Origin of the sequence: Streptomyces sp. CG 926, from assembly GCF_003148825.1 — a bacterium.
GTDB lineage: Bacteria > Actinomycetota > Actinomycetes > Streptomycetales > Streptomycetaceae > Streptomyces.
On sequence record NZ_QGGZ01000002.1, the window covers coordinates 668,844 to 693,701 of the forward strand.

Annotated in this window: 23 protein-coding genes; 6 read left to right on the forward strand and 17 right to left on the reverse strand. The window is 72.6% G+C overall.

All coding sequences use genetic code 11. The features are described 5' to 3' along the window. Positions 1-8 precede the first annotated feature (8 nt). The 3 genes from BCL76_RS08185 to BCL76_RS08195 all read left to right on the forward strand — a co-directional run bounded on the left by BCL76_RS08185 (position 9) and on the right by BCL76_RS08195 (position 1,910). Positions 9-278 carry a protealysin inhibitor emfourin gene (locus BCL76_RS08185; protein WP_109778816.1) on the forward strand — a complete coding sequence of 90 codons (270 nt, stop codon included), beginning with the start codon at positions 9-11 and terminating at the stop codon, positions 276-278. Positions 279-322: 44 nt separating this feature from the next. After that, on the forward strand, positions 323-1,141 hold the full coding sequence (locus tag BCL76_RS08190; RefSeq protein ID WP_258309435.1) for a GNAT family N-acetyltransferase: 819 nt from the start codon (positions 323-325) through the stop codon (positions 1,139-1,141). A gap of 97 nt (positions 1,142-1,238) precedes the next feature. Next, entirely contained in the window at positions 1,239-1,910 is a 672-nt protein-coding gene (locus BCL76_RS08195) for an SAM-dependent methyltransferase (RefSeq protein ID WP_258309436.1), read from the forward strand. A gap of 142 nt (positions 1,911-2,052) precedes the next feature. Here the strand turns inward: BCL76_RS08195 and era are convergent, their stop codons facing one another. The 3 genes from era to BCL76_RS08210 all read right to left on the reverse strand — a co-directional run bounded on the left by era (position 2,053) and on the right by BCL76_RS08210 (position 6,494). Next, positions 2,053-3,003, reverse strand: coding sequence for a GTPase Era (gene era, locus BCL76_RS08200; protein WP_030384631.1), 951 nt, complete (start codon positions 3,001-3,003; stop codon positions 2,053-2,055). A 977-nt stretch (positions 3,004-3,980) separates the two neighbouring features. Next, positions 3,981-5,276: a beta-xylosidase gene (locus tag BCL76_RS08205; protein WP_109778915.1), complete on the reverse strand. Its 1,296-nt coding sequence runs from the start codon at positions 5,274-5,276 to the stop codon at positions 3,981-3,983. A gap of 117 nt (positions 5,277-5,393) precedes the next feature. After that, positions 5,394-6,494 carry a GlxA family transcriptional regulator gene (locus tag BCL76_RS08210; protein ID WP_109778916.1) on the reverse strand — a complete coding sequence of 367 codons (1,101 nt, stop codon included), beginning with the start codon at positions 6,492-6,494 and terminating at the stop codon, positions 5,394-5,396. Positions 6,495-6,565: 71 nt separating this feature from the next. On the opposite strand from BCL76_RS08210, the gene BCL76_RS08215 reads away from it, so the two are divergent. Beyond that, positions 6,566-7,840 carry an MFS transporter gene (locus BCL76_RS08215; RefSeq protein ID WP_109778818.1) on the forward strand — a complete coding sequence of 425 codons (1,275 nt, stop codon included), beginning with the start codon at positions 6,566-6,568 and terminating at the stop codon, positions 7,838-7,840. A gap of 158 nt (positions 7,841-7,998) precedes the next feature. Here BCL76_RS08215 and BCL76_RS08220 read toward each other — a convergent pair whose 3' ends face one another. The 12 genes from BCL76_RS08220 to hrcA form a co-directional block, all read right to left on the reverse strand. Then, positions 7,999-8,355: a cytidine deaminase gene (locus BCL76_RS08220; protein WP_109778819.1), complete on the reverse strand. Its 357-nt coding sequence runs from the start codon at positions 8,353-8,355 to the stop codon at positions 7,999-8,001. Positions 8,356-8,422: 67 nt separating this feature from the next. Beyond that, complete coding sequence (locus BCL76_RS08225) at positions 8,423-8,785, reverse strand: MmcQ/YjbR family DNA-binding protein (protein WP_109778820.1); 363 nt, start codon at positions 8,783-8,785, stop codon at positions 8,423-8,425. Further along, positions 8,782-10,086 carry a hemolysin family protein gene (locus BCL76_RS08230; RefSeq protein ID WP_030757415.1) on the reverse strand — a complete coding sequence of 435 codons (1,305 nt, stop codon included), beginning with the start codon at positions 10,084-10,086 and terminating at the stop codon, positions 8,782-8,784. The genes BCL76_RS08225 and BCL76_RS08230 overlap by 4 nt, the downstream gene beginning before the upstream one ends. After that, positions 10,083-10,580, reverse strand: coding sequence for an rRNA maturation RNase YbeY (ybeY, locus tag BCL76_RS08235; RefSeq protein ID WP_109778821.1), 498 nt, complete (start codon positions 10,578-10,580; stop codon positions 10,083-10,085). Before ybeY ends, BCL76_RS08230 begins: the two co-directional genes overlap by 4 nt. Positions 10,581-10,593: 13 nt before the next feature. Next, the gene (locus tag BCL76_RS08240) at positions 10,594-12,705 is read right to left on the reverse strand and encodes a PhoH family protein (RefSeq protein WP_109778822.1); all 2,112 of its coding nucleotides are present in this window, start codon (positions 12,703-12,705) and stop codon (positions 10,594-10,596) included. 149 nt (positions 12,706-12,854) lie between these two features. Then, positions 12,855-13,955 carry a carbohydrate kinase family protein gene (locus tag BCL76_RS08245; RefSeq protein WP_375137897.1) on the reverse strand — a complete coding sequence of 367 codons (1,101 nt, stop codon included), beginning with the start codon at positions 13,953-13,955 and terminating at the stop codon, positions 12,855-12,857. Between the two features lie 229 nt (positions 13,956-14,184). Continuing rightward, positions 14,185-15,090, reverse strand: coding sequence for a ribonuclease Z (locus BCL76_RS08250; protein WP_109778823.1), 906 nt, complete (start codon positions 15,088-15,090; stop codon positions 14,185-14,187). Between the two features lie 3 nt (positions 15,091-15,093). Continuing rightward, the gene (locus BCL76_RS08255) at positions 15,094-15,453 is read right to left on the reverse strand and encodes a histidine triad nucleotide-binding protein (RefSeq protein ID WP_030757400.1); all 360 of its coding nucleotides are present in this window, start codon (positions 15,451-15,453) and stop codon (positions 15,094-15,096) included. Between the two features lie 115 nt (positions 15,454-15,568). Then, on the reverse strand, positions 15,569-16,315 hold the full coding sequence (locus BCL76_RS08260) for a 16S rRNA (uracil(1498)-N(3))-methyltransferase (protein WP_109778824.1): 747 nt from the start codon (positions 16,313-16,315) through the stop codon (positions 15,569-15,571). Beyond that, positions 16,312-17,403 (reverse strand): nitronate monooxygenase, encoded by a 1,092-nt coding sequence (locus BCL76_RS08265; protein WP_109778918.1) that lies wholly within the window; start codon positions 17,401-17,403, stop codon positions 16,312-16,314. Before BCL76_RS08265 ends, BCL76_RS08260 begins: the two co-directional genes overlap by 4 nt. 156 nt (positions 17,404-17,559) lie before the next feature. Continuing rightward, positions 17,560-18,699 carry a molecular chaperone DnaJ gene (gene dnaJ, locus BCL76_RS08270; protein ID WP_030010180.1) on the reverse strand — a complete coding sequence of 380 codons (1,140 nt, stop codon included), beginning with the start codon at positions 18,697-18,699 and terminating at the stop codon, positions 17,560-17,562. Then, on the reverse strand, positions 18,700-19,716 hold the full coding sequence (gene hrcA / locus BCL76_RS08275) for a heat-inducible transcriptional repressor HrcA (protein ID WP_030715666.1): 1,017 nt from the start codon (positions 19,714-19,716) through the stop codon (positions 18,700-18,702). Positions 19,717-19,864: 148 nt separating this feature from the next. Here hrcA and BCL76_RS08280 point away from each other — a divergent pair, with 148 nt between their 5' ends. Together BCL76_RS08280 and BCL76_RS08285 are read left to right on the forward strand one after the other, a co-directional pair. Then, positions 19,865-20,590: an MBL fold metallo-hydrolase gene (locus tag BCL76_RS08280; protein WP_109778825.1), complete on the forward strand. Its 726-nt coding sequence runs from the start codon at positions 19,865-19,867 to the stop codon at positions 20,588-20,590. A gap of 28 nt (positions 20,591-20,618) precedes the next feature. Further along, positions 20,619-21,416, forward strand: a complete 798-nt coding sequence (locus BCL76_RS08285) for a DUF3097 domain-containing protein (RefSeq protein WP_109778826.1) — start codon at positions 20,619-20,621, stop codon at positions 21,414-21,416. Between the two features lie 173 nt (positions 21,417-21,589). Here the strand turns inward: BCL76_RS08285 and hemW are convergent, their stop codons facing one another. Beyond that, on the reverse strand, positions 21,590-22,792 hold the full coding sequence (gene hemW, locus BCL76_RS08290) for a radical SAM family heme chaperone HemW (protein ID WP_219933938.1): 1,203 nt from the start codon (positions 22,790-22,792) through the stop codon (positions 21,590-21,592). 156 nt (positions 22,793-22,948) lie between these two features. Then, positions 22,949-24,841, reverse strand: a complete 1,893-nt coding sequence (locus BCL76_RS08295) for an AMP-dependent synthetase/ligase (RefSeq protein ID WP_109778827.1) — start codon at positions 24,839-24,841, stop codon at positions 22,949-22,951. Positions 24,842-24,858 lie beyond the last annotated feature (17 nt).

Sequence of the window (24,858 nt, forward strand, 5' to 3'; positions counted from 1 at the left end):
GGGCTGCCATGCGCATTCAGGTGATACGGACGGGCGGCTTCGCGGGCATCGAGCGCCGGGCCGAGATGGACACCGCGGGCCGGCCGGACGAGGACGAGTGGCGGGCCCTGGCCCAGCTCGCGCTGCGGCCCGCCCCGCCCGCCGACCCGGCGGACCGGGTACGGGACGGCTTCTCGTACCGGATCACGGTGGACGGTCGGACGGTGGCGTGCGCGGAACCGCACCTGACGGACGCCCAACGGGCACTGATCTCACGCGTACTGAAGGAGGGTGCCTGAGGAAAGAAGGTGCCCGGTCGGCGCCGCTTTGTTTGGATGGCCGAATGACCGACAACATGATCGATTCGACGCTGTCCGAGCTGGAGCGGTACTACGACACGGTGCCGCGGGTGGGCGGTGCCCGCGCCGAGGACTTCGGCCCGCTGACCCTCTTCGTCCAGGAGGGCACGGGCTGGCCGTACTACGCGCGGCCCACGCTCGGCGGCACCGAGGCGACCCGGGCCGACGTGGAACGGGTCTGGGAGCGCCAACGGGAGCTGAAGGTGCCCGAGGCCTTCGAGTGGGTGGCCGAAACCAGCCCCTCGCTCCGGGCGGCGGTGGAGGCGGCGGGACTACGGGTCCACGCGCACCCCCTGATGGTCCTGGACCCCGCGGCCGAGGCCCTTCCCCCGCACCCGGAGGTCCGGCTGCTCGACGCCGACGACCCGTTGCTGACCGCCGCGGTGACGGTCCCGGCCCTGGCCTTCGGGGCCCCGGGAACGGCCGTGGGCGAGGCCGGACCCGCGGAACTGGCGGCGGCGATGACGGAGCCGGCGGCCGAGGAGGGCCGGGCGCGCGTCTCCGGGAAGCTGGCGGCGGGCACCACGGCCCTGGCCGCGGCCGTACGGGACGGCGTGGTGCTGTGCGCCGGCCAGTACAACCCGGTCGGGGACGTCGTGGAGGTCGTGGGCGTCGGCACCCTCCCCTCGGCCCGCCGCCAGGGCCTGGCCCTCGGGGTCACGGCCGCCCTCGTCGCCCGGGCCCGGGAGCGCGGGGCCCGTACGGTCTTCCTCTCGGCGGGCGACGAGGACGTGGCCCGCGTCTACTCGCGCATCGGCTTCCGCCGCGTCGCCACGGCCCTGATCGCCGAACCCGAGGTGTGATCCGCCGCTCTTTGCCAGGTCGGCAACAAAGTTTGCCGTAGGTCCCTCGGCGGGCGGAGCATCGGCCGTACCGGCACCCGTACTGGAAGAGGGACCCATGACCGAGCACACCCACACGCACGCACACTCCCACGACTACCCCGCGGACGCACCGCCCGCCGGCGAGGCGTTCTGGGACGGCCGCTACGGGGAGAGCGACCGGATCTGGAGCGGCGAGCCCAACGCCATGCTGGTGCACGAGGTGTCCGCCCTCGCCCCCGGCCGGGCCCTGGACCTCGGGTGCGGGGAGGGCGCCGACGCCGTCTGGCTGGCTCGCGGCGGATGGACGGTCACCGGGACCGACATCTCCGGGGTCGCCCTCGGCCGCGCGGCCGAGCACGCCGCGGAGGCCGGGGTCGCGGACCGGGTCGCCTTCGCGCGGCACGATCTGACGGAGTCCTTCCCGGAAGGGGAGTTCGACCTCGTCTCGGCCTGCTTCCTGCACAACTACGGGGACTTCCCCCGGGACGCCGTCCTGCGCGCGGCCGCCTCGGCCGTGGCACCCGGCGGCACCCTCCTGGTGGTCGGTCACGCGGGCTGGGCGCCCTGGCAGGAGGAGCGGGAGGAGGCGCACTTCCCCACGCCCGCGGAGGTCCTCGCGCAGCTGGAGCCGATCACGGCGGGCTGGGAGGTACTGCGGGCCGAGGAGACCGAGCGGGTCCAGAACCAGCCCGACGGCACGCCCGGGACCCGTACGGACAACGTGGTGCGGGTGCGCCGGCCCGCGTAGCCGAACGCGACGGCAGAGCGCCGGAACGACGGAACACCAGAACGGCAGAACGACGAACGGACGCGGCCCCCTGCGGGGCGGCGTCCGTTCGTCGTGTCGTCGTTCGTTCCGTCGTGGCGTGGCGTGGCGTGCCGTGCCCGCCTCAGAAGCCCAGCTTGCGCAACTGCTTGGGGTCCCGCTGCCAGTCCTTGGCGACCTTCACGTGCAGGTCGAGGAAGACCGGGGTGCCGAGCAGCGCCTCGATGTGCTTGCGCGACTTCATCCCGACCTCCTTCAGGCGGGAGCCCTTCGGGCCGATGATGATGCCCTTCTGGCTCGGCCGCTCGATGTAGACGTTGGCGTGGATGTCGAGCAGCGGGCGGTCCGCCGGACGGTTCTCGCGCGGGATCATCTCCTCGACGACCACGGCGATGGAGTGCGGGAGCTCGTCCCGTACGCCCTCCAGCGCGGCCTCGCGGATCAGCTCCGCGACCATGACCATCTCGGGCTCGTCGGTGAGGTCGCCCTCCGGGTAGAGCGGCGGGCTCTCCGGCAGCAGCGGCGCGATCAGGTCGGCCAGCAGCTGGACCTGGGTGTCGCCCACGGCCGAGACGGGAACGATCTCGGCCCACTCGAAGCCGAGCTCGGCGCCGAGCTGGTGCACGGCGAGGAGCTGCTCGGCCAGCTGCTTGGACTCGACCAGGTCGGTCTTGGTGATGATGGCGATCTTGGGGGTCTTCTTGATCCCCGCCAGCTCCTTGGCGATGAACTTGTCGCCGGGGCCGAGCTTCTGGTCGGCCGGCAGGCAGAAGCCGATGACGTCGACCTCGGCCCAGGTGGTCCGTACGACGTCGTTGAGGCGCTCGCCGAGCAGGGTGCGCGGCTTGTGGAGGCCGGGCGTGTCGACGAGGACGAGCTGGGCGTCGGGGCGGTGCACGATGCCGCGAACGGTGTGGCGGGTGGTCTGCGGCCGGTTGGAGGTGATCGCGACCTTGGTGCCCACGAGTGCGTTGGTGAGGGTCGACTTCCCCGCGTTGGGGCGGCCGACGAAGCAGGCGAACCCCGCACGGTGCGGGGCGGTGGACTCGGGGGAACGATCGCTCATACGGGCCATTCTCCCCGATGCGGCTCCCAGCGCCGACCAGATCACGGCGACGAGGGCCGCCACGGCCGTGAACGAGGGGTGGTCGGCGAGGTCCGCACGGCCCTGAGCTGTGGTTCCGTCGGCCCGCGCGCGCACGGTGACCTCGGCCCATTCCGCTCTGGGCGCGCCCTCCCAACGGGCGCTGAGCCGTACTTCCTGACCCGGCAGCAGCTCGGCGGGCAGTCCGCCGAGCTCGCGGGCGAGGAGCGAGCGGCCGAGGACACCGGTGGCGGTGAGACCGGCCCGGGGGCGGAGGGTGACATTGCCGATGTTGGTGAGCGTGTACGAGATGTCCGCTCCGGAGCCGCGACGGCGCACGGTGACGCCCCGGACGGTGAGGGCGGGGGCGGTGGGGCCGGTGACCCGCAGGTACAGCCGGGCGGCGACGGCCTGCTGTACGCCGATCCCCCGGCCGGCGTCGGGCCTCGCGGCGGCCGGCCGTTCCTCCAGGGCCACGACGGCGCCGGGGTGGTCTCCCGGTTCCGCCCGGTCGGGGACGGTGAGGGTGAAGCCGACGGCGACCGACCCGTGGGCGGCGACGGTGACGCGCTCCCGGTCGAGCTTCGCCCACGCGGCGGTGGCCCGCCGCGGCTCCTCGGGGCCGCGCACGGCGAAGCCTCCGTCGCGGGCGGTGTTGTAGGCGTCGGCGACGTACAGCCGGAAGGTACGGGGCCGGTCGGTGCGGTTGGTGAGGGTGACGGCGTCGGCGACGGACCGGCCGGGCGCGGCGGCGAGGTAGAAGGAGGGCCGCTGCCCGACGGTGTTCGCGACCGGCGACACGGACCACTGCCCGTCGTCGGCGGCCGTCGCCGTCCCGGCGGGGGCGAGGGCGAGGGCGAGCAGGGCGGCGCCGAAGACAGCCCTGCCGACGTTCGATGCGCGGGGTCCGGGGCGGAGTCCCCGGAGACGGCGGAGCAGCGGTGGGCTCGTCCGTCCTGTCCGGCCCGTCACGACAGGGTCAGGGTCAGGACCGCCGTGTACGCGCCCGGCGGGGTGTACGGCGGCACCCGCAGGGTCACCGTGGCGTCGACGGTGAAGGTGCCGCCGGCCGGCGCCGCGTCGGGGGTGGAGGCCAGGAGGGCCCCCTCCGGCCCGACCACGCCCGCGCTGCCCGCCGTACAGACGCTGCGACTGCCGGCCGCCGCCACGCACGTCGGGGTCCAGGACAGGGAGGCGCCCGGGATGCGGACCCCGCCGGGTCCGGTGAAGTCGGTGACCTTGCCGATCAGGGACCAGCCGGCCGGACCACCGCGGGCGTCGGTGACGGTGACCGTCCCGATCCGGCCGGGGGCGGCGCCGCCGTCGCCGTACGGGACGGCGCCGAGGGTGATGTCCTCGCCGGTCTGGGTCATGCCGAGGACGCCCGACTCGACGGTGGCCGTGACCTTCCGGACGGCGGGGGCCGGCCCCGGGGCGGCGTCGATGACCGTGTACGCCGCCGGGCCCGAGCCCTGGCGCGCCGACCAGGCGGCGCCCTCGTAGGCGATCACCGCGGTGGTGGCCTTGTCCGTGACGGGCAGCTCGACCAGGGCGGTGCCCCGTTCGTCGGCGGTGGCGCTCACCCGGTCGGCGGTCTCGGCGGCGCCGGCCCGCCCGGCGACCGTGACGGCCGCGCCCGGCGGGAAGCCGGCGGCGGTGACCTCGACCTTGGCGCCCGGCCTGCCCTGGGCGGCGCCGAGGAAGACGCTGCGCAGGTTGGCCGTCGGCAGCTCGGTCGCGGTCAGGCGGGCGGCGACGGGAGCGGCGGACGCGGCGTCGGCGGTGCAGACGGTGTCCAGGTCCAGCAGGTGGCTGGTGTGCAGGGTGTAACCGCCCGGGGCGAGGGTGGTCTGGCCGGGTGCGGTGACGGTGAAGGTGCCGGTCATCGTGACGGCGGGGAGGGCCGCGCCCGCCGGGACGGGGTCGTTGCGTTTGGCCCCGACCACCGTGACCTCGCCGCTCTGCGCGCCGGCCAACACGATCCGGCCGGTCGGGGTCAGCACGTCGGCGGGGAGTTCGCCGCCGACCGGGTTGCCGGCGGGGGTGCGCACCACCTGGTAGGTGACGGTGACGGTGTCGCCGACCCGTGGGGCCGGGTTGTCGACGGCGATCCGCGCGGTGGTCGGTCCGTCCGCGGGCGGGAGCCCGGCCTCCTGGGGTGCCGGGCAGTGGGTGGGGAAGTCCACCTGGCCCGGGGGCGTCTCCCCCTCGGCGGCGGCGGGTGCGCCGAGCGCGCCCCCGGTCGTGGCCGCCAGCACGACCAAGCCCACGGCCGCCGACCATCTCCGCTTGCGCGCCCCTGTTAGCACTGCCCGCCCCCTGGGTTCCCGCGCGCCCGAGCCCGGCGCAGGGGGCCATTCACGAGCGGGGGGCGGGAGAAGTCAATGCACGGCCCCGGCATCATCTGATGGCCCATCAGGAGATGGCAGGTTACCCACCGCGCCCGCCGCACCTGCGGTACCCGCCGCGTCTGCCGTGCCTGCCACGCCTGCCGTACGGAAGGTGCGGCGGTACGCCGTCGGGCTCACCCCCAGCGCCGCCTGCACGTGCTTGCGCAGCGACTGGGCCGTACCGAAACCGCTGTCCCGCGCCACCTGCTCCATCGGCAGCTCCGTCTGCTCCAGCAGCTGCCGGGCCCGCTCCACCCGCCGGCCGACGATCCACCGGCCGGGGCTGACGCCCGACTCCTCGCGGAACCGGCGCGTGAAGGTCCGGACCGACATGGCCTCCTGTCGGGCCAGGTCGGTCAGCCGGAGCGGTTCGTGCAGCCGGTCCAGCACCCACGCGCGGGCCGCCGTGGTGCTGGCGAGCTGCGGCTCCGGCATCGGGCGCGCGATGAACTGCGCCTGCCCGCCCTCCCGGTGGGGCGGTACGACCGTCCGCCGGGCCACCTCGTTGGCGACGGCCGTGCCGTGGTCGCGGCGCACGATGTGCAGGCACAGGTCGACACCGGCGGCGACGCCGGCCGAGGTGAGCACGTCCCCGTCGTCGGTGTAGAGCACGTCCGGGTCGACCCGGACGGCCGGGAAGAGCTGCTGGAAGTGCTCGGCGGAGGCCCAGTGGGTGGTGGCGGGGCGGCCGTCCAGGTACCCGGCGGCGGCGAGGACGTAGCTGCCCGTGCAGATGGAGACCAGCCGGGTGCCGGGCCGGATGTGCGCGAGTGCCGCCGCGAGCTCCTCGCTCAGCCGGCCCTCCTCGTGCACCGGGCCGAGCTCGTACGAGGCCGGCACCACCACCGTGTCGGCGGTGGCCAGCAGTTCGGGGCCGTGCTCGACATGGACCGCGAAGTCGGCGTCCGTGCGCACCGGCCCCGGTTCGAGCCCGCAGGTGAGGATCTCGTACAGCGGCCGCCCGGCCGGGTCCTTGGCCCGCCCGAAGATCCGGTGCGGGATGCCGAGCTCGAAGGGCAGCAGCCCGGTGAGGGCGAGGACGACGACGCGGTGCGCCCGCTCCTGCGACTTCTCCGGCTTCGTCGACTCCATGGCCCGATCGTAGCGAACCATGACGGTCAAGCCACTTTCGTGCGGTCCCCCGGTGGCCGGAAGCTGTCGACGTGTCCCAGACAGCCCCCGCCTCCACGGCCACCCCGCGCGCCCCTCGGCAGCCCGCCCGTGTCCACCGCGCCTGGTTCGTCGCCGCCGTCGCCTTCGTGACGATCATCGGCGCGGCGGGCTTCGCCTCCCTGCCCGGACTGCTCATCGAGCCGCTGCACGCGGAGTTCGACTGGTCGCGCGGCACGATCGGGCTCGCCGTATCGGTCAATCTCGCGCTGTACGGGCTCACCGCCCCCTTCGCCGCCGCGCTGATGGACCGGTTCGGCATCCGCCGGGTCGTGGCCCTGGCCCTGCTCGTCATCGCCTCGGGCTCGCTGGCCACGGTGTGGATGACCGAGCCCTGGCAGCTCGTGCTGTTCTGGGGCGTCGTCGTGGGGCTGGGCAGCGGCTCCATGGCCCTGGCCTTCGCGGCGACGGTGACGAACCGCTGGTTCACCGCCCGGCGCGGCCTGGTCACCGGCATCCTGACCGCGGCCGGCGCCTCCGGTCAGCTGGTCTTCCTGCCGCTGCTGGCCTGGCTGGTGGACCAGCACGGCTGGCGCCCGGCGACGGTGACGGTCTCCCTGGCGGCGCTGGCCGTCTCCCCCTTCGTGTGGCTGCTGATGCGCGACCACCCGGCGGACGTGGGGCTCGCGCCGTACGGCGGCTCGTACGCGGAGAAGCCGGCCCCGACCCCGGGCGCGACCCGGCGGGCGCTGCGGGTGCTGCTGGACGCTGCCCGGACAGGTCCGTTCTGGCTGCTGGCGGGCACCTTCGCGATCTGCGGCGCCTCGACGAACGGCCTGGTCAAGACCCACTTCGTACCCGCCGCCCACGACCACGGCATGCCGGTGACGGCGGCCGCCGGGCTGCTGGCGGTGGTCGGCGTGTTCGACGTGATCGGCACGGTGGCCTCGGGCTGGTTCACGGACCGCTTCGACTCCCGGCGACTGCTGGCCGTCTACTACGCCCTGCGCGGGATCTCGCTGCTCTTCCTGCCGATCCTGCTGGCGCCGTCGGTGCGGCCGCCGCTGGTCTTCTTCATCGTCTTCTACGGCCTGGACTGGGTCGCGACCGTCCCGCCGACGATCGCGCTGTGCCGCGAGCACTACGGGGAGGACGGCGCGATCGTCTTCGGCTGGGTCCTGGCCTCGCACCAGATCGGCGCCGCCCTGGTGGCCTTCCTGGGAGGCCTGACCCGCGATCTCACCGGCTCGTACGACACCGTCTGGTACGCCTCGGGCGCACTGTGCGCGATGGCCGCCCTGATGGCGATGACCATCCGCCGCCGATAGCCTCCCGGCGGGCAGCATCGGCGCCACACCCAGCCTCGCCGGCGTTTGAGGCGCGGGGTCTGGGGCGGAGCCCCAGGGAACCCGGCTCCGCCGGGCACCGGGCTCCGCCCGGACCCGCGCCTCAAACGCCGGCGAGGCTGAGAGGCGCCGGGGGGGGGCTACGGTCCTGCCGGGGTGGTGGACTTCAGGGTGCCGTCCGGGGCGGCCAGGAGGACCGGGGTGTCCGGGCCGCCGAGGTCGCGGACCGCCGCGCGGTCGGCCTCGGCCGGGGCGTCGGCCGCGCTGACGACGGCCGCCGCCTCCAGCGACCGCGCCCCGCTCGCCACCGCCATCGCGACCGCGGTCTGCAGCGCGCTCAGCTTCAGGGAGTCGAGTTCCACCGTCCCGGCGACGTACGTGCGGCCCGTCTCGTCGCGCACCGCCGCCCCCTCGGGCACCCCGTTGCGGGCCCGGGCGCTGCGCGCCAGCGTGATGATCTTGCTGTCCTCGGGGTCGATCCCGGTGCTGTCGGTCATGGTCGAAAGCATAGGGAGCCGCCCGGCTCCCCCGCGCGACCACCCCACCGCCCGGGCGGGGACACCGCTACGGCCGGTCCAGCCGCAGCCGCTCCGCCCTCGGCAGACCCGCGACCACCAGGTCGTACGAGTCCTCCACCAACTCCCGCACCAGCCGCTCAGGCAGGCCTCCCGGCCCGCCCACCGTCACCGTGTTCCAGTGCCGCTTGTTCATGTGATAGCCCGGGACGATCGCCTCGTGCTCCTCGCGCAGCCGCACCGCCAGCTCCGGGTCGCACTTCAGGTTGACCTTGAGCGGATCCGCGTCCAGCGCCGACAGCGCGAACACCTTGCCCAGCACCTTGAACACCGAGGTCTCCGGCGTGAAGGGGAACTCCTCCACCGCCGCGTTGAAGCCCAGGCAGAACGCGCGCAGTTGCTCCGGGGTCATTCCCCCTCCTCCCCCGCGGCCTCCGCCGCGGCGACCGGCTCCACCAGTACCGTCACGATCTTGTTCCGGCGGCCCGCCGGGGACTCGGCGGTCAGCCGCAGCGGACGCCCGTCCGGCAGCTCCACCAACGACGAGGCCCCCGCGATCGGCACCCTCCCCAGCGCCTTGGCCAGCAGTCCGCCGACCGTCTCCACGTCCTCGTCGTCGAAGGCCTCGACCTTGAACAGCTCGCCGAGGTCGGTGATGTCGAGCCGCGCGGTGACCCGGTAGCGGTCCTCGCCCAGGTCCTCGACCGGCGGCAGCTCCCGGTCGTACTCGTCGGTGATCTCACCGACGATCTCTTCGAGGATGTCCTCGATGGTGACGATGCCGGCCGTGCCGCCGTACTCGTCGATGACGACCGCCACATGGTTGCGAACCTGCTGCATCTCGCGCAGCAGATCGCCCGCGTTCTTGGTGTCCGGTACGAAGACGGCCGGCCGCATCGCGGTCGAGACCAGGTCGGCCTCGGCCTCCCGGCTGATGTGCGTCTTGCGGACCAGGTCCTTCAGGTAGACGATCCCGACTATGTCGTCCTCGTTCTCCCCGGTCACCGGGATGCGGGAGAAGCCCGACCGCAGCGCGAGCGTGGTCGCCTGACGGACCGTCTTGTACCGCTCGATGCAGACGAGGTCGGTACGCGGCACCATCACCTCGCGCACCAGCGTGTCGCCGAGCTCGAAGATCTGGTGCACCATGCGGCGCTCGTCGTCCTCGATCAGCGATTCCTTCTCCGCGAGGTCCACCATCGCGCGCAGCTCGGCCTCGGAGGCGAAGGGCCCCTTGCGGAAGCCCTTGCCGGGCGTGAGCGCGTTGCCGATGAGGATCAGCAGCTGCGGGATCGGCCCCATGATCCGGGCCAACGGTACGAGGACGTACGCGGCCGCCGTCGCCGTGTTCAGCGGGTGCTGGCGGCCGATCGTGCGCGGGGAGACGCCCACGGCGACGAAGGAGACGAGCACCATGACCGCGATGGCCACGAGCAGCGCGGTCCAGTTCTCGCCGAACTCGTCGAGGCAGACGTAGGTGACGAGCACCCCGGCCGCCATCTCGCAGGTGACCCGGACGAGCAGGGCCACGTTCAGGTAGCGGGTGGGGTCGCCGGCGACCTGGGCGAGCTTCTCGCTCCCGCGCCGGCCCTCCCGTACGGCCTGCTCGGCCCGGAAGCTGGAGATACGGGCGATGCCGGACTCGGCGCAGGCCGCGAACCAGGCCACCACCACCAGCAGGACCGCCCCGGTGATCAGCTGAGGAGCGTTCACGAGACGGTCGGTGCCGGGGACGCGCCGGTCATGCCGCGCTCGCCGCGCCAGCCGTCGACGATGGCCGCCTGGAGGCCGAACATCTCGGCCTTCTCGTCCGGCTCCTCGTGGTCGTAGCCGAGCAGGTGCAGCACTCCGTGGACGGTCAGGAGCTGGAGCTCCTCGTCCATGGAGTGCTGCGTCGGGGCTTCCTCACCCTGCCTCTTGGCCACCTCGGGGCAGAGCACGATGTCGCCGAGGAGCCCCTGCGGGGGCTCCTCCTCGTCCTTGGACGGCGGACGGAGCTCGTCCATCGGGAAGGACATGACGTCGGTCGGACCGGGCAGATCCATCCACTGGATGTGGAGCTGCTCCATGGCGTCCTCGTCGATGACGATGACGGAGAGCTCGGAGAGCGGGTGGATCCGCATCCGGGTGAGCGCGTAGCGGGCGATGTCGAGGATCGCCTGCTCGTCGACCTCGGTTCCGGACTCGTTGTTGACGTCGATCGACATGGTGCGCTGAGTTCTACTTCCGCTGGTGGCCGTCGGCGGCCTGCCGGCCGCCGTCGTACTTCTCGTACGCGTCGACGATACGGCCGACCAGCTTGTGCCGGACCACATCCTCGGACGTGAGCCGCGAGAAGTGGATGTCCGGGACCCCTTCGAGGATCTTCTGGACCTCCCGCAGACCGCTCTTGGCGCCACCGGGCAGGTCGATCTGCGTGACGTCACCGGTGACGACGATCTTCGAATCGAAGCCGAGCCGGGTCAGGAACATCTTCATCTGCTCGGCGGTGGTGTTCTGCGCCTCGTCGAGGACGACGAACGCCTCGTTCAGCGTGTTGTGCGTCAGCAGGTAGTCCTGGGTCACGTACAGCGAGTCCTCGGCGGCCACCTGGATGCATACGGCCTCCTCGCGGCCGGCGGGCTCGATGGAGTCGATGAAGCGCATCGGACGCCCCCCGCCGAGTGCCTCGTACGCATCCTGCTTGCGGGCGAGGCGGAAGGGCTGGATGTCTTCGGGGAGTCTGATTTCGACGACGTGCGCGTCATACCGGTGTGCGGCGATGGCAGTACCTTGCACCCGGTCCTCTGCCGCGCGCCGTCGGGTGTAGGCCACGCCGCCGAGCGACTGGACGAGAGCGATCACGTCGTCCCGCAAGACGATCGAGGCGGTGGAGTACTGGATCCGACAGGTACGGTCCCGCTGGGTGACCGGGCCTCCGTCGGAGTCGAGCAGGCCTTGGAGCACCGCGAGGCGGACCTCTGCCGTGTTGAACAGGTAATCGTCCGGCACGAACTTGGAGTGTGAACGGCTTCCGAGCAGATCCAGTTCCCGCATCACCCGGGTGACCGGGTTCTCCAGAGTGACCACGTCACCGGGCGACTTCACCCTGTTCAGAACGTAGTCGGGACCGCCCGTGTGTCGCACGGCGACTCCAGGAAGCGCCGCCTCCAAGGCATCGACGAGCTCCGCGTCCTCTGTGGAGAAGGACGGCGTGGTGGAACCGGTGAGGCACCCGTCGCCGAGCAGCAGACCGAGCGCGTACGGGTCCATGGGGACCTCCCGCTCAGGGAAGGCGACGGGAGCGGTGAGCATCGGCAGTTCGTAGCGGCGGGCGTGCGCCGCACGGAGGTTGCCGATCATCTCCTTCGTCTCCAGGACCCGCCACGGCTTGTCGCGGCGCCTGTCCGAGGCGGTACGAACCGTCCACAGGTGCTCACCGCAGCACAGGGTCCACGAGCCGTCCTGTGCCGTGACGCGGTAGATGTCCTTCTCTCCCTGCGGATACACGCCCAGGACGGGGGTCGGCTCGCCGTTCGACCCCACGACGAGGTCACCGACCTCAAGATCGCCGATCGGGCGCCAGCCTTCCGGCGTCAGTACGTTGGTGAAGACCGGCTGAGCGCGACCCCTCATGTAGGCCAGCGGCGCCACCTCGATCGTGCCCGCCGCCATCAGTCGCGGGATCGAATCGGGGTCGATCATGTCGTGCAGCGCGTCGTAGAGCGGGCGCAGGTACGGGTCGATCTTGTCGAAGAGGGTGCCCGGCAGGAATCCGAGCCGCTCCCCCGCCTCGACGGCGGGCCGGGTCAGGATGATCCGGCTGACCTGCTTGGACTGGAGGGCCTGCACGGCCTTGGCCATGGCGAGGTAGGTCTTGCCGGTACCGGCGGGGCCGATGCCGAAGACGATCGTGTTCCTGTCGATCGCGTCGACGTACCGCTTCTGGTTGAGGGTCTTGGGTCTGATGGTGCGGCCGCGGCTGGAGAGGATGTTCTGGGTGAGTACCTCCGCGGGCGTCTCGGCAGGTCCGTCGCCGTTGCCGTTCCCGCTCGCCTTGAGCATGGCGATCGAGCGTTCCACTGCGTCCTCCGTCATCGGCTGCCCGGTGCGGAGCACCAGCATCATCTCGTCGAAAAGCCGCTGGATCAGGGCGACTTCCGCCGCTTCACCGATCGCGCTGACCTGATTGCCCCGAACATGGATGTCGGCCTTCGGGAAGGCCTTCTCGATCACGCGCAACAGCGCGTCGCCCGAGCCGAGCACGGTCACCATCGGGTGCGTGGCCGGAACGGTGAAGTGGGCTCGCGCCTGCCCCGGCGCAGGGATGTGGGCTGTCGGTGTCTGAGTCATGGGCCGGCACTGTGGCCTGCGCATACCTCCCGCTGAGGGGCCGCGCCGATCGACGACCTCCGGAGTACCAAGCGTACGTCTCCGCCGCCGCTTCCCCGAGGGGATTTACCGCCCGATCGCGAAGCGCGGCGCCCCGCCCAAGGCACGCCCTAGGCGGGATGCCGGAAGCCGATCGTGGGTACGGCCCTGCGCCGGGCCGCCGGGGCCCCCGCCTGCGGGATCAGGTCGTCCAGGAAGCCGTAGCGGCCGCGCAGCTCCTGCGGGGCCGTCTGCCACCAGTGGGCCACCTCCGGCCAGCCCGGGGCGGACAGGGAGCCACCGAACTCCTGCACCGACAGGGCCGCCGTCAGCCCGGCGAAGGCGAGGCGGTCCGCGAGCGGCCAGCCCGCCAGGGTGCCGGTCACGAAGCCCGCCACGTAGACGTCGCCCGCGCCCGTCGGATCCAGCTCGTCCACCGTGATCCCCGGGACGTGCGCGGTCTCCCCGGTGCGCCCGTCCACCGCGTACGAGCCCTCCGCGCCCATCGTCACCACCGCGATCGGCACCTTCTCGGCCAGCGCCCTGGCCGCGGCTCTCGGGCAGTCGGTCCGGGTGTAGCGCATCGCCTCGCCCGCGTTCGGCAGGAAGGCCTCGCAGTGCTCCAGGTCGACCAGGGCCCCCAGGTCCCAGCGGCCGCTCTCGTCCCATCCCACGTCCGCGAAGATCCGCGAGCCGCGCCGGGCGGCCTCGGCGATCCACTCCTCGCCGCGCCCGGGTCCCAGCGCGGCCACGGCCGCGCGGGCCCGCGGCGGGCACTGCGGGAAGGGCCCGGGTCCCGCCGGCGGCGGGGCCTCGTGGCCGTGCGAGACCATCGTGCGCTCGCCCTCGTAGGCCATCGAGACCGTGACCGGGCTGTGCCAGCCGGGGATGGTGTGCGACATGGACAGATCGATGCCCTCGCCCTGTTCGAGGGCGTCCCAGCAGTACTCGCCGTAGTGGTCGTCCCCGAAGGCGGCGGCCAGCGAGGTGCGCAGGCCGAGCCGGGACAGGGCCGTGGCCATGTTGGCGACGCCGCCGGGGCTGGAGCCCATGCCGCGCGCCCAGGACTCCGTACCGCGCACCGGGGCCGAGTCGAGGCCGGTGAAGATGATGTCGAGGAAGACCGTTCCGGTCAGGAAGACGTCGCAGCCGGGCTCCTGGGGGTCACGCACCGGACCGAGCGGGTCCACTGCTGCTGCGCGGATTTCGTAGTCCCGACCGGTCACGGCGATCTCCCCGTTGTTTCTCGAAGGCCCGTTTCTGCATGACGTTTTCCCGTGGAAAGCTGCCAGCCCTGCCCGCGCCGGCCAGGACCAAAACCCAGTGTGGCGCAGATCACTCTCGGGCGACCCTTCGTCACCCGGTCCGCTCGACGAACACGGCCCCTGCCCGGGCCCTGACCAGCCAGGGGCCGGACAGGAGCCGGGCAGGGGCCGGGCGGGGATCGGGCAGGGCCCGTCGTCAGCCCCGCTTGGGCAGGGGCACCCGCATCAGGTCCGCGGCCACCGTGAGCTCGCCCTCGAAGCCGGCCGCGCGGGCCTGGCGCTCGAACTCGGACGGGTCGGTGTAGCGCTGCGAGAAGTGCGTCAGCACGAGGTGCCGTACGCCCGCGTCCCGCGCCACCCGCGCCGCCTGGCCGGCGGTCAGGTGCCCGTGGTCGGTGGCCAGCCGTTCGTCCTCGTCGAGGAAGGTCGACTCGATCACCAGCATGTCGCAGCCCTCGGCGAGCGCGTCCACGCCGGGGCAGAGCCGGGTGTCCATCACGAACGCGAACCGCTGTCCGGGCCGGGGCTCGCTGACCTCGTCCAGGGTGACCGCGCCCAGCCGCCCCTCCCGCTGGATCCGGCCCACGTCCGGCCCCTTGATCCCGTGCCGCGCGAGCAGCTCGGGCACCATGCGGCGCCCGTCGGGTTCGGTGATCCGGTAGCCGAAGGACTCCACGGGGTGCGAGAGCAGCCGGGCCTCCAGCGTGTACGAGGGGCCCTGCGCGAGCGTGCCGTCCACGGAGACCGGTTCCTCACGGAGCGCGACGGTCTCCCGGTAGGCCGTGGCGTAGCGCAGCCGGTCGAAGAACTTCTGCCCCGAGGCCGGGTAGTGCGCGGTGACGGGGTGCGGGACCTGGTCGAGGTTGATCCGCTGGATCACCCCGGCGAGGCCGAGGCTGTGGTCACCGTGGAAGTGGGTGACGCAGATCCGGTCGATGTCGTGCGCGGCCACCCCGGCGCGCAGCATCTGGCGCTGGGTTCCCTCGCCCGGGTCGAAGAGGATGCCCTCGCCGTCCCAGCGCAGCAGGTAGCCGTTGTGGTTGCGGTGGCGGGTGGGCACCTGGCTGGCCGTGCCCAGCACCACGAACTCTCGTACGGACACGTGCTATCCGGGGGGCCACTGGAGGCCGCGGCCGCCGAGGACGTGCGCGTGGGCGTGGAAGACGGTCTGACCGGCGCCGGAGCCGGTGTTGAACACGACCCGGTAGCCGTGCTCGACGATCTTCTCGTCGAGGGCGACCTGGCCGGCCTCGCGCAGTATGTCGGCGGCCACGCCCGGCTCGGCCGCGGCGAGGGAGGCCGCGTCGGGATAGTGCACCTTCGGGATCACGAGTACGTGCGTGGGCGCCTGCGGGTTGATGTCCCGGAAGGCGACCGTGGTCTCGGTCTCCCGTACCACGGTCGCGGGGATCTGCCCCGCGACGATCTTGCAGAACAGGCAGTCGGCCTGCGGTTCCCCGGCCATTGCTTCGCCTCCTGTGACGGTGATCGGTCCGGGCATCGTATCCAGCCGGACGCCTGCAACGGGCGGGCATTTCGGCCGCCCCTTCCGGATCCTGTCGGACGGGCCGATCGGGACATCAGGACCAGCGGCCCGTGCGGGCCAGCAGGACGGCGACCGCCGCCGTACCGGCCGTGGAAGTGCGCAGCACGGAGCGGCCCAGGCGGTAGGGGTGGGCGCCGGCCTCGGCGAAGACCGCCAGCTCCTCCGGGGAGACACCGCCCTCCGGGCCGACCACCAGCACCACGGAACCGGCCTTCGGGAGCTCGGCCGTGGCCAGCGCCTCCGAGGGGGTGTCGCGGTCCTCGTGGAGCACCATCGCCAGGTCGGCGTCGGCCAGCAGCGCCGCCACCTGCTTGGTGGACAGCGCCTCGGCCACCTCCGGGAAGCGCACCCGGCGGGACTGCTTGCCGGCCTCCCGGGCCGTGGCCCGCCACTTGGCCAGGGACTTGGCCCCGCGGTCGCCGCGCCACTGCGTGATGCAGCGCGAGGCCTGCCAGGGCACGATCGCGTCCACGCCGGTCTCGGTCATCGTCTCGACGGCCAGCTCGCCCCGGTCCCCCTTGGGCAGGGCCTGGACCACCGTGATCCGGACCTCGGGGTCCGGCTCCTCCTCGATGGCGTTCAGGTCCATGACGACCAGCCGGTCCTTGCCCTCGGCGGCCTTGACCACGCCCTCCGTCCAGTGGCCGCGTCCGTCCGTGAGGACCACGTCCTCGCCCGGGTTCAGCCGCTTCACGGACACGGCGTGCCGGCCCTCCGGGCCGTCCAGGACGAACTCCGGCCCCGCGGGGACCTCTTCCACCACGAACACCGGGGCGGTCATGACGCACTCCTCATCTGCATTGCCTTCAACGTGCTCTGTGCCTCGGCCAGTTCGGCCGCCAGCACCTCCACCAGCTCCCCCGCCGGCAGCGGCCGCGCCAACCTGTGCCCCTGGCCCGCCCACAGGGCCATGCCCTGTGCGTCCCCGGCCGCGGCGGCGGCCTTGCGCAGCCCCGAGGTCAGGTGGTGGACCTGCGGGTACGCGGCCGGGGCGTACGGCCCGTGCTCGCGCACGAAGCGGTTCACCAGCCCGCGCGCCGGCCGCCCGGAGAAGGCGCGGGTCAGCTCGGTACGGACGAACAGCGGGTCCGTCAGCGCCTTCTTGTGCACCGGGTCGGCCCCCGACTCCGGGCAGGCCAGGAAGGCCGTCCCGAGCTGCGCCGACTCCGCGCCCGCCGCCAGCAGGGCCGCGATCTGCGCACCCCGCATGACCCCGCCCGCCGCGATGATCGGGAGCGCCACCGCCTCCCGTACCTGCGCCACCAGCGCGAGCAGGCCCACGGTCGCCGTGCCGTCGATCTGCGGGTCGTCCCGGTGGGTGGCCTGATGGCCGCCGGCCTCGGCGCCCTGGACACAGACCGCGTCGGCGCCCGCGTGCTGGGCGCCGCGGGCCTCCTCGACGGAGGTCACCGTGACGACGGTGTACGTACCGACCTTGCGCAGGGCGGCGAGGGCCGCGAAGGTCGGACAGCCGAAGGTGAACGAGACCACCGGGACGGGGTCTTCGAGGAGGATGGCGAGCTTGGCGTCGTAGCCGTCGTCGCTGGTGCCGATGATGTCCTCCTCGGCGAGCGAGACCTCGTACCAGCTCGCCTCGCCGGCCAGCTGCCCGCGGTAGGCCTCCACGGCGGCCGGATCGACGTAACCGGTCTGCGGCATGAAGAGGTTGACACCGAAGCGGCGCCGGGTCAGCGCGCGCACCTGCTTGATCTCCTGGTACATCCCGTCGGCGGTCTTGTAGCCGCCGGCCAGGAAGCCCAGTCCGCCCGCCTCGCACACGGCGGCGGCGAGGACGGGACAGGAGGCGCCGCCCGCCATGGGAGCCTGCACGATCGGGTACGGGGAGAGACCGTTCGGTGCCGAGGACATGGACTGCATCGTGCCACGTCCGAAGCATGGGGCCGAATCATGGCATTCGCCTGGCATAGTCCGCTTCCCGCCCGGCACGGGGCCGCCGCGCGCCTCGTGCGACGAGCCCGGCCGGGGAATCCCCAGGCCGGGCTCGTGACGGTGGATCCCGGTCGCTCAGCGACCGTTGAAAGCGTCCTTCAGCCGGCTGAACAGACCCTGCTGACCCGGCGCGAACTGACCCATCGGCCGCTCCTCGCCGCGCAGCTTCGCCAGCTGGCGGAGCAGGTCCTCCTGCTGGGCGTCCAGCTTGCCCGGGGTGGTGACCTCGACGTGCACGATCAGGTCGCCGCGCCCGCCACCGCGCAGGTGGGTGACGCCGCGCCCGTGCAGCGGGATCGCCTGGCCGGACCCGGTGCCGGGCCGGATGTCGATCTCCTCCAGCCCGTCCAGCGTCTCCAGCGGACACTTGGTGCCCAGTGCTGCCGCGGTCATCGGGATGGTGACCGTGCAGTGCAGGTCGTCCCCGCGCCGCTGGAAGGTCGGGTGCGCCAGCTCGTGGATCTCCACGTACAGGTCGCCGGCGGGGCCGCCGCCGGGGCCGACCTCGCCCTCGCCCGCGAGCTGGATCCGGGTGCCGTTCTCGACACCCGCCGGGATCTTGACCGTGAGGCTGCGACGGGAGCGGACCCGGCCGTCGCCCGCGCACTCGTGGCACGGGGTCGGGACCACGGTGCCGAAGCCCTGGCACTGCGGGCAGGGGCGCGAGGTCATGACCTGGCCCAGGAAGGACCGGGTGACCTGCGAGACCTCACCGCGGCCACGGCACATGTCACACGTCTGCGCGGAGGTGCCGGGAGCGGCGCCCTCACCCGAGCAGGTGTTGCAGACGACGGCCGTGTCGACCTGGATGTCCTTGGTGGTCCCGAAGGCCGCCTCGTCCAGCTCCAGGTCCAGGCGGATCATCGCGTCCTGGCCGCGGCGGGTCCGCGAGCGCGGGCCGCGCTGCGAGGCCTGGCCGAAGAAGGCGTCCATGATGTCGGAGAAGTTGCCGAAGCCACCCGCTCCGAAACCGCCCGCTCCGCCGCCACCACCCGAGGAGGACAGCGGGTCGCCACCCAGGTCGTAGACCTGCTTCTTCTGCGGGTCCGAGAGGACCTCGTAGGCGGCGTTGATCTCCTTGAAACGCTCTTGCGTCTTGGGATCAGGGTTCACATCCGGGTGCAGCTCGCGTGCAAGCCGCCGGAATGCCTTCTTGATCTCGTCCTGCGATGCGTCGCGGCGCACGCCGAGAACGGCGTAGTAGTCCGTGGCCACTTACGACTCCGCCAGGATCTGTCCGACGTAACGTGCCACTGCGCGTACCGCTCCCATCGTTCCGGGGTAGTCCATGCGGGTCGGTCCGACCACGCCGAGTTTGGCGACTGCTTCGCCGCCCGAACCGTAACCGACCGAGACGACCGACGTGGAGTTCAGTCCCTCGTAGGCGTTCTCATGCCCGATCCGTACGGCCATTCCCGACTCGTTGGCCTCGCCCAGCAGCTTGAGGAGCACGACCTGCTCCTCCAGCGCTTCGAGCACCGGCCTGATCGTCAGGGGAAAATCATGTCCGAAGCGGGTGAGATTGGCGGTTCCGCCGATCATCAGCCGCTCTTCGGCTTCCTCGACCAGGGTTTCGAGGAGTGTCGCGAGCACGGTGGAGACGGTGCCGCGGTCCTCGGCCTCGAAGGATTCGGGGAGGTCCTGGACGAGCGGGGGCACATCGGTGAAGCGGCGCCCGACGACCCGGCTGTTGAGCCGGGCCCGCAGGTCCGCGAGCGAAGTCTCCCCGAAGGGGCTCGGGCAGTCGATGAGTCGCTGCTCGACCCGCCCGGTGTCCGTGATCAGTACGAGCATCAGGCGCGCGGGAGCCAGCGAGAGCAGCTCCACGTGCCGGACGGTCGACCGGGTCAGACTCGGGTACTGGACAACGGCGACCTGCCGGGTGAGCTGCGCGAGCAGCCGTACCGTGCGGCCGACCACGTCGTCGAGGTCGACGGCGCCGTCGAGGAAGTTCTGGATGGCCCGGCGCTCGGGCGACGACAGCGGTTTGACCCCCGCCAGCTTGTCGACGAAGAGGCGGTAGCCCTTGTCCGTGGGGATCCGGCCGGCGCTGGTGTGGGGCTGGGCGATGTACCCCTCCTCCTCCAGCACGGCCATGTCGTTGCGCACGGTGGCGGGCGAGACGCCGAGCCGGTGCCGCTCCGTGAGCGCCTTGGAGCCGACCGGCTCCTCCGTCCCGACGTAGTCCTGGACGATGGCGCGCAGCACTTCGAGTCTGCGTTCGCTGAGCATCGCGCGCACACCTCCAGCTGTGGTCCGTTGCCGTGTTCTGCCGTGTTCGTTGGCACTCTGATCGTTCGAGTGCCAGAGAGCCCCCGCTCAGTGTACGGCCGGGCGGTAAGCCCCTGGCAAGGGAGGCCCGCCAGGGTAGCGTCGCCGTATGGACGTGCGTTGGGAAGAGTCCGGCTGGGAACGGCTGACCGGACGGGCCGGCCGGCGGCGGCTACCGGTGTGGGACTGCACCGTGGGGCTGGTGGTGGGCGAGGATTCGGTCCTTCTGATCGACCCCGGTTCGTGTGTACGCGAGGGCGCGCGGATACGGGCCGAGGCGGAGCGGCTGACGGGCCGCAGCGTGACCCATATCGCATTCACGCACGGTCATTTCGATCACGTCCTGGGCGGGGCCGCCTTCGCCGGGGCCGAGGTGTTCGGAGCGGTCGGGCTGGCCGCACTGCTCTCGACGGGCCGCGAGGAGCTGCGCGCGGACGCGGTACGGCACGGGCTCGCGGCGGCGGAGGCGGCACAGGCCGTGGATCTGCTGGTGCTGCCCCGGCACGAGGTGTCGGGCGAGTGGACGCTGGAACTGGGCGGCGTACAGGTGCTGCTGGCCAACGTGGGGCCCGGCCACACCGGGCACGACCTGGCCGTCTTCGTGCCGGGCGAGCGCGAGGTGGTCTTCTGCGGGGACCTGGTCGAGGAGTCGGGCGAGCCCTCGGTGGGCCCGGACGCCACGGTCGGGCGGTGGCCGGCCGCCCTGGATCGGCTGCTGTCGCTGGGCGGGGACGACGCACTGTACGTGCCGGGTCACGGAGCGGTGGTCGGGGCGGAGTTCGTCCGTGCGCAACGCGCCACACTGGCGACCTTTTCCGGCGTGTCGGAGGCGTGACGCGCGTGGCTCTCCTAGTGTCGGCCGGATGCGCGAGTACTCCCCCGACCTGACCCCGCAGTGGAAGCGACCCAAGGCCGTGCCGGAGGTGGCGGCGGACCCCGACCTGGTGGTCGAGGTGGCGGGTACGGACTTCTGCGGCGCGGTGGTGGCCTGCGAGGCGGGCACGGTGACCTTGGAGGACCGCTTCGGCAAGCGACGGGTCTTCCCGATGGAGCCGCGGGGCTTCCTGCTGGACGGCGCGGTGGTCACCCTGGTCCGGCCGTCCCGGGGCCCGGTGGCACCGGCCCGTACGGCGTCGGGGTCGATCGCCGTCCCCGGGGCGCGGGCGCGGGTGGCCCGGGCGGGCCGGATCTACGTCGAGGGCCGGCACGACGCGGAGCTGGTGGAACGCGTCTGGGGCGACGACCTGCGGATCGAGGGTGTGGTGGTGGAGTACCTGGAGGGCATCGACGACCTCCCGGCCATCGTCGCCGACTTCGCCCCGGCCCCTGACGCCCGCCTCGGCATCCTGGTGGACCACCTCGTGCCGGGCTCGAAGGAGTCCCGCATCGCTGCGTCGGTGACCTCGCCGGACGTCCTGATCGTGGGGCACCCGTACGTGGACGTCTGGCAGGCGGTGAAGCCGTCCGCGGTGGGCATCCCGGCGTGGCCGGTGATCCCGCCCGGCCAGGACTGGAAGACGGGCATCTGCCGGGCCCTGGGCTGGCCGCAGAACACGGGCGCCGCCTGGCAGCACATCCTGTCCCGGGTGACCTCGTACCGCGACCTGGAACCGACCCTCCTGGGCTCGGTGGAACACCTCATCGACCACGTCACGGCATAGGGCGCCCTTCGGGCCACCAGGCCCTCTCCAGCCCTGGCCGCGCCGTTTCCAGCCTCGCCGGCGTTCGAGGCGCGCTCCTTCGCCCCCGCCGGCGTTCGAGGCGCTCCTTCAGCCCCGCCGGCGTTTGAGGCGCGGGGGTCCGGGGGCGGCGCCCCCGGCAACGGCGCCGCGGGCTAGTCCACCAGGTCCCGCACCACCGCATCGGCCAGCAACCGCCCGCGCAGCGTCAGCACGGCCCGCCCGCCCTCGTACGGCCCCGGCTCCAGCAGCCCGTCCGCCAGCGCCCGCCGCGACGCCGCCAGCCCGGCCGGAGCCAGCAGGGTCAGCGGGACCCCGTCCACCAGCCGGAGCTCCAGCAGGATCCGCTCCACCCGCCGGTCCTCCTCCGACAGGAGCTCCCGTCCCGCCCCGGGCGACCGCCCCTCCGCGAGCGCCGCGGCATACGCGCCCGGGTGCTTCACGTTCCACCACCGCACCCCGCCCACGTGCGAGTGCGCGCCCGGCCCCGCGCCCCACCAGTCGGCGCCGCGCCAGTACAGCTCGTTGTGCAGGCAGCGCCCGGCCTGGGAGGTGGCCCAGTTCGAGACCTCGTACCAGGAGTACCCGGCCTCGGCCATCACCGAGTCCGCGATCAGGTACCGGTCGGCGTGGACGTCGTCGTCCGTCATCGGGACCTCGCCCCGGCGGATCCGCCGCGCCAGCTGCGTGCCTTCCTCCACGATCAGCGCGTAGGCGCTGATGTGGTCCGGCCCGGCCCCCAGCGCCGCCGAGAGCGTCGCGCGCCAGTCCTCGTCCGACTCACCGGGCGTCCCGTAGATCAGGTCGAGGTTGACGTGCTCGAAGCCCGCCGCACGGGCCTCGGCGACGCACGCCTCGGGGCGCCCCGGCGTGTGGGTGCGGTCGAGCACCTTCAGGACGTGCTGCTTGGCGCTCTGCATGCCGAAGGAGACCCGGTTGAAGCCTCCCGCGCGCAGCTCGGCCAGGTAGCGCGGGTCCACCGACTCGGGATTGGCCTCGGTCGTGATCTCGGCGTCCTCGGCCAGGCCGAACTCGTCCCGGATCGCCGCGAGCATGCGGACGAGGTCGGCGGCGGGCAGCAGCGTGGGCGTGCCTCCGCCGACGAAGACGGTCCGGACCTGGCGCGGGTCGTCGCCGAGCACCTTGCGCGCCAGCCTGACCTCGTCGATCAGGGTGTCGGCGTAGTTCTCCCGGGAGGCGAGCACACCGCCGGTGCCCCGCAGCTCGGTGGCCGTGTAGGTGTTGAAGTCGCAGTACCCGCAGCGCGTGGCGCAGTAGGGGACGTGCAGGTAGAAACCGAGCGGCCGCTCCCCCGCGCCCGCCAGGGCATGCGACGGCAGCGAGCCGTCTTCGGGCATGGGTTCACCGTCGGGGAGTGCGGAAGGCATGCCCCCATCATCCCGTACCGGCGCACACCCCGGCCCCCGCCGGCATGCCGGGTACGGGGTCCGGGGTGGAGCCGCGGGGTCCGCGGGGCGGTCCGGCGCCCCGCCCCGCCGGGCCCGCGGCAGGCGTCACGCCTCGCGGGACCCCTCGTACATCTCCTCGATCAGGTGCTTGAACTCACGCTCGACCACCGGACGCTTCAGCTTCAGGCTGGGCGTGAGGTCGCCGTGCTCGACGTCGAGGTCGCGCGGCAGGAGTCGGAACTTCTTGACCGTCTGCCAACGCTGCAGGCCCTCGTTCAGGGTCTGTACGTACGTCTCGATCAGGCGGTTGGTCTCCGGCGCCGCCAGAACCTGCTGGTACGTCTTGCCTTCCAGCCCGTTCTCGGCCGCCCAGGTCAGGATGGACGGCTCGTCGAGGGCGATCAGGGCGGAGCAGAAGTTACGGTCGGCGCCGTGCACGACGATCGTCGACACGTACGGGCAGATCGCCTTGAACTGGCCCTCGATCTCGGCCGGGGCGACGTACTTGCCGCCCGAGGTCTTGATCAGGTCCTTCTTGCGGTCCGTGATGCGCAGGTAGCCGTCGGGCGACAGCTCGCCGATGTCGCCGGTGTGCAGCCAGCCGTCGGACTCCAGGACCTCGGCGGTCTTGTCCGGCTGCCGGTGGTAGCCCTGCATGATGCCGGGGCCGCGCAGCAGGACCTCGCCGTCGTCGGCGATGCGCACCTCGGTGCCGGGGAGCGGCTTGCCGACCGTGCCGGTGCGGTAGGCCTCGCCCGGGTTGACGAAGGAGGCCGCGCTGGACTCGGTCAGGCCGTAGCCCTCCAGGATGTGCACGCCCGCGCCGGAGAAGAAGAAGCCGATCTCGGGGGCCAGGGCGGAGGCGCCGGAGACGGCGGCCCGCAGCTTCCCGCCGAAGGCCTCGCGGAGCTTGGAGTAGACGAGCGCGTCGGCGATCTTGTGCTTGGTGGTGAGGCCGAAGGGGGCGGTCGCCTGGCCGGTGCGGCGGTAGTTGTCCTGCGTGACCTTGGCGTACTCGCGGGCGACGCCGACCGACCACTGGAAGATCTTGTACTTGGCTCCGCCGGCAGCGCGGGCCTTGGCGGCCACGCCGTTGTAGACCTTCTCGAAGATGCGCGGGACGGCGGCCATGTAGGTCGGCTGCACCACCGGCAGGTTCTCGATGATCTTGTCGATCCGGCCGTCGACGGCGGTCACGTGCCCGGCTTCGATCTGCCCGGAGGTCAGCACCTTGCCGAAGACGTGGGCCAGCGGCAGCCACAGGTACTGGACGTCCTCCTTGCCGATCAGTCCGGTGGCGACCATGGCCTTGGCCAGGTAGGACCAGTTGTCGTGCAGCAGCCGTACGCCCTTGGGGCGGCCGGTGGTGCCGGAGGTGTAGATGAGGGTGGCGAGCTGGTCGGAGGTGATCCCCGCGATCCGCTCGTCGACCGCCTCGGGGTGCTTGGCGAGGTACTCCTTGCCGCGCGCCTCCAGCTCCGCGAGGGAGAGCACCCAGCCCTCGGGGTCGCCCTCGACGGCGACGGCGTCGGCGGCGTCCAGCACCACGACGTGGGCGAGGTTCGGCAGGTCGGCGCGGCGCTCGCGCGCCTTCGCCAGCTGCGCCGCGTCCTCGGCGATGAGCACCCGGCTGTCGGAGTCGGCGAGGATGAACGCCGACTCGTCCGCGTTGGTGCTGGGGTAGATCGTGGTGACCGCGCCGCCGGCGCACATCACGCCGAGGTCGCAGAGGATCCAGTCGACCCGGGTGTTGGAGGCGAGCGCGACGCGCTCTTCCGTTTCCAGGCCGAGGGAGATCAGCCCGGCGGCGATGGCGAAGACCCGCTCGGCCGCCTGGCCCCAGCTGAGTGACTTCCAGTCGTCGGCGCCGCCCGGGCCGCCGGCCGCCGGTACCGGGTACCGGTAGGCCTCGTCGTTCGGCGTCGCTGCGACGCGCTCAAGGAAGAGCACCGCCACGGTGGGCGGGCGGTTCTCGAGATAGGTCTGTGTGTCGCTCACGACATCCTCCGGACCGA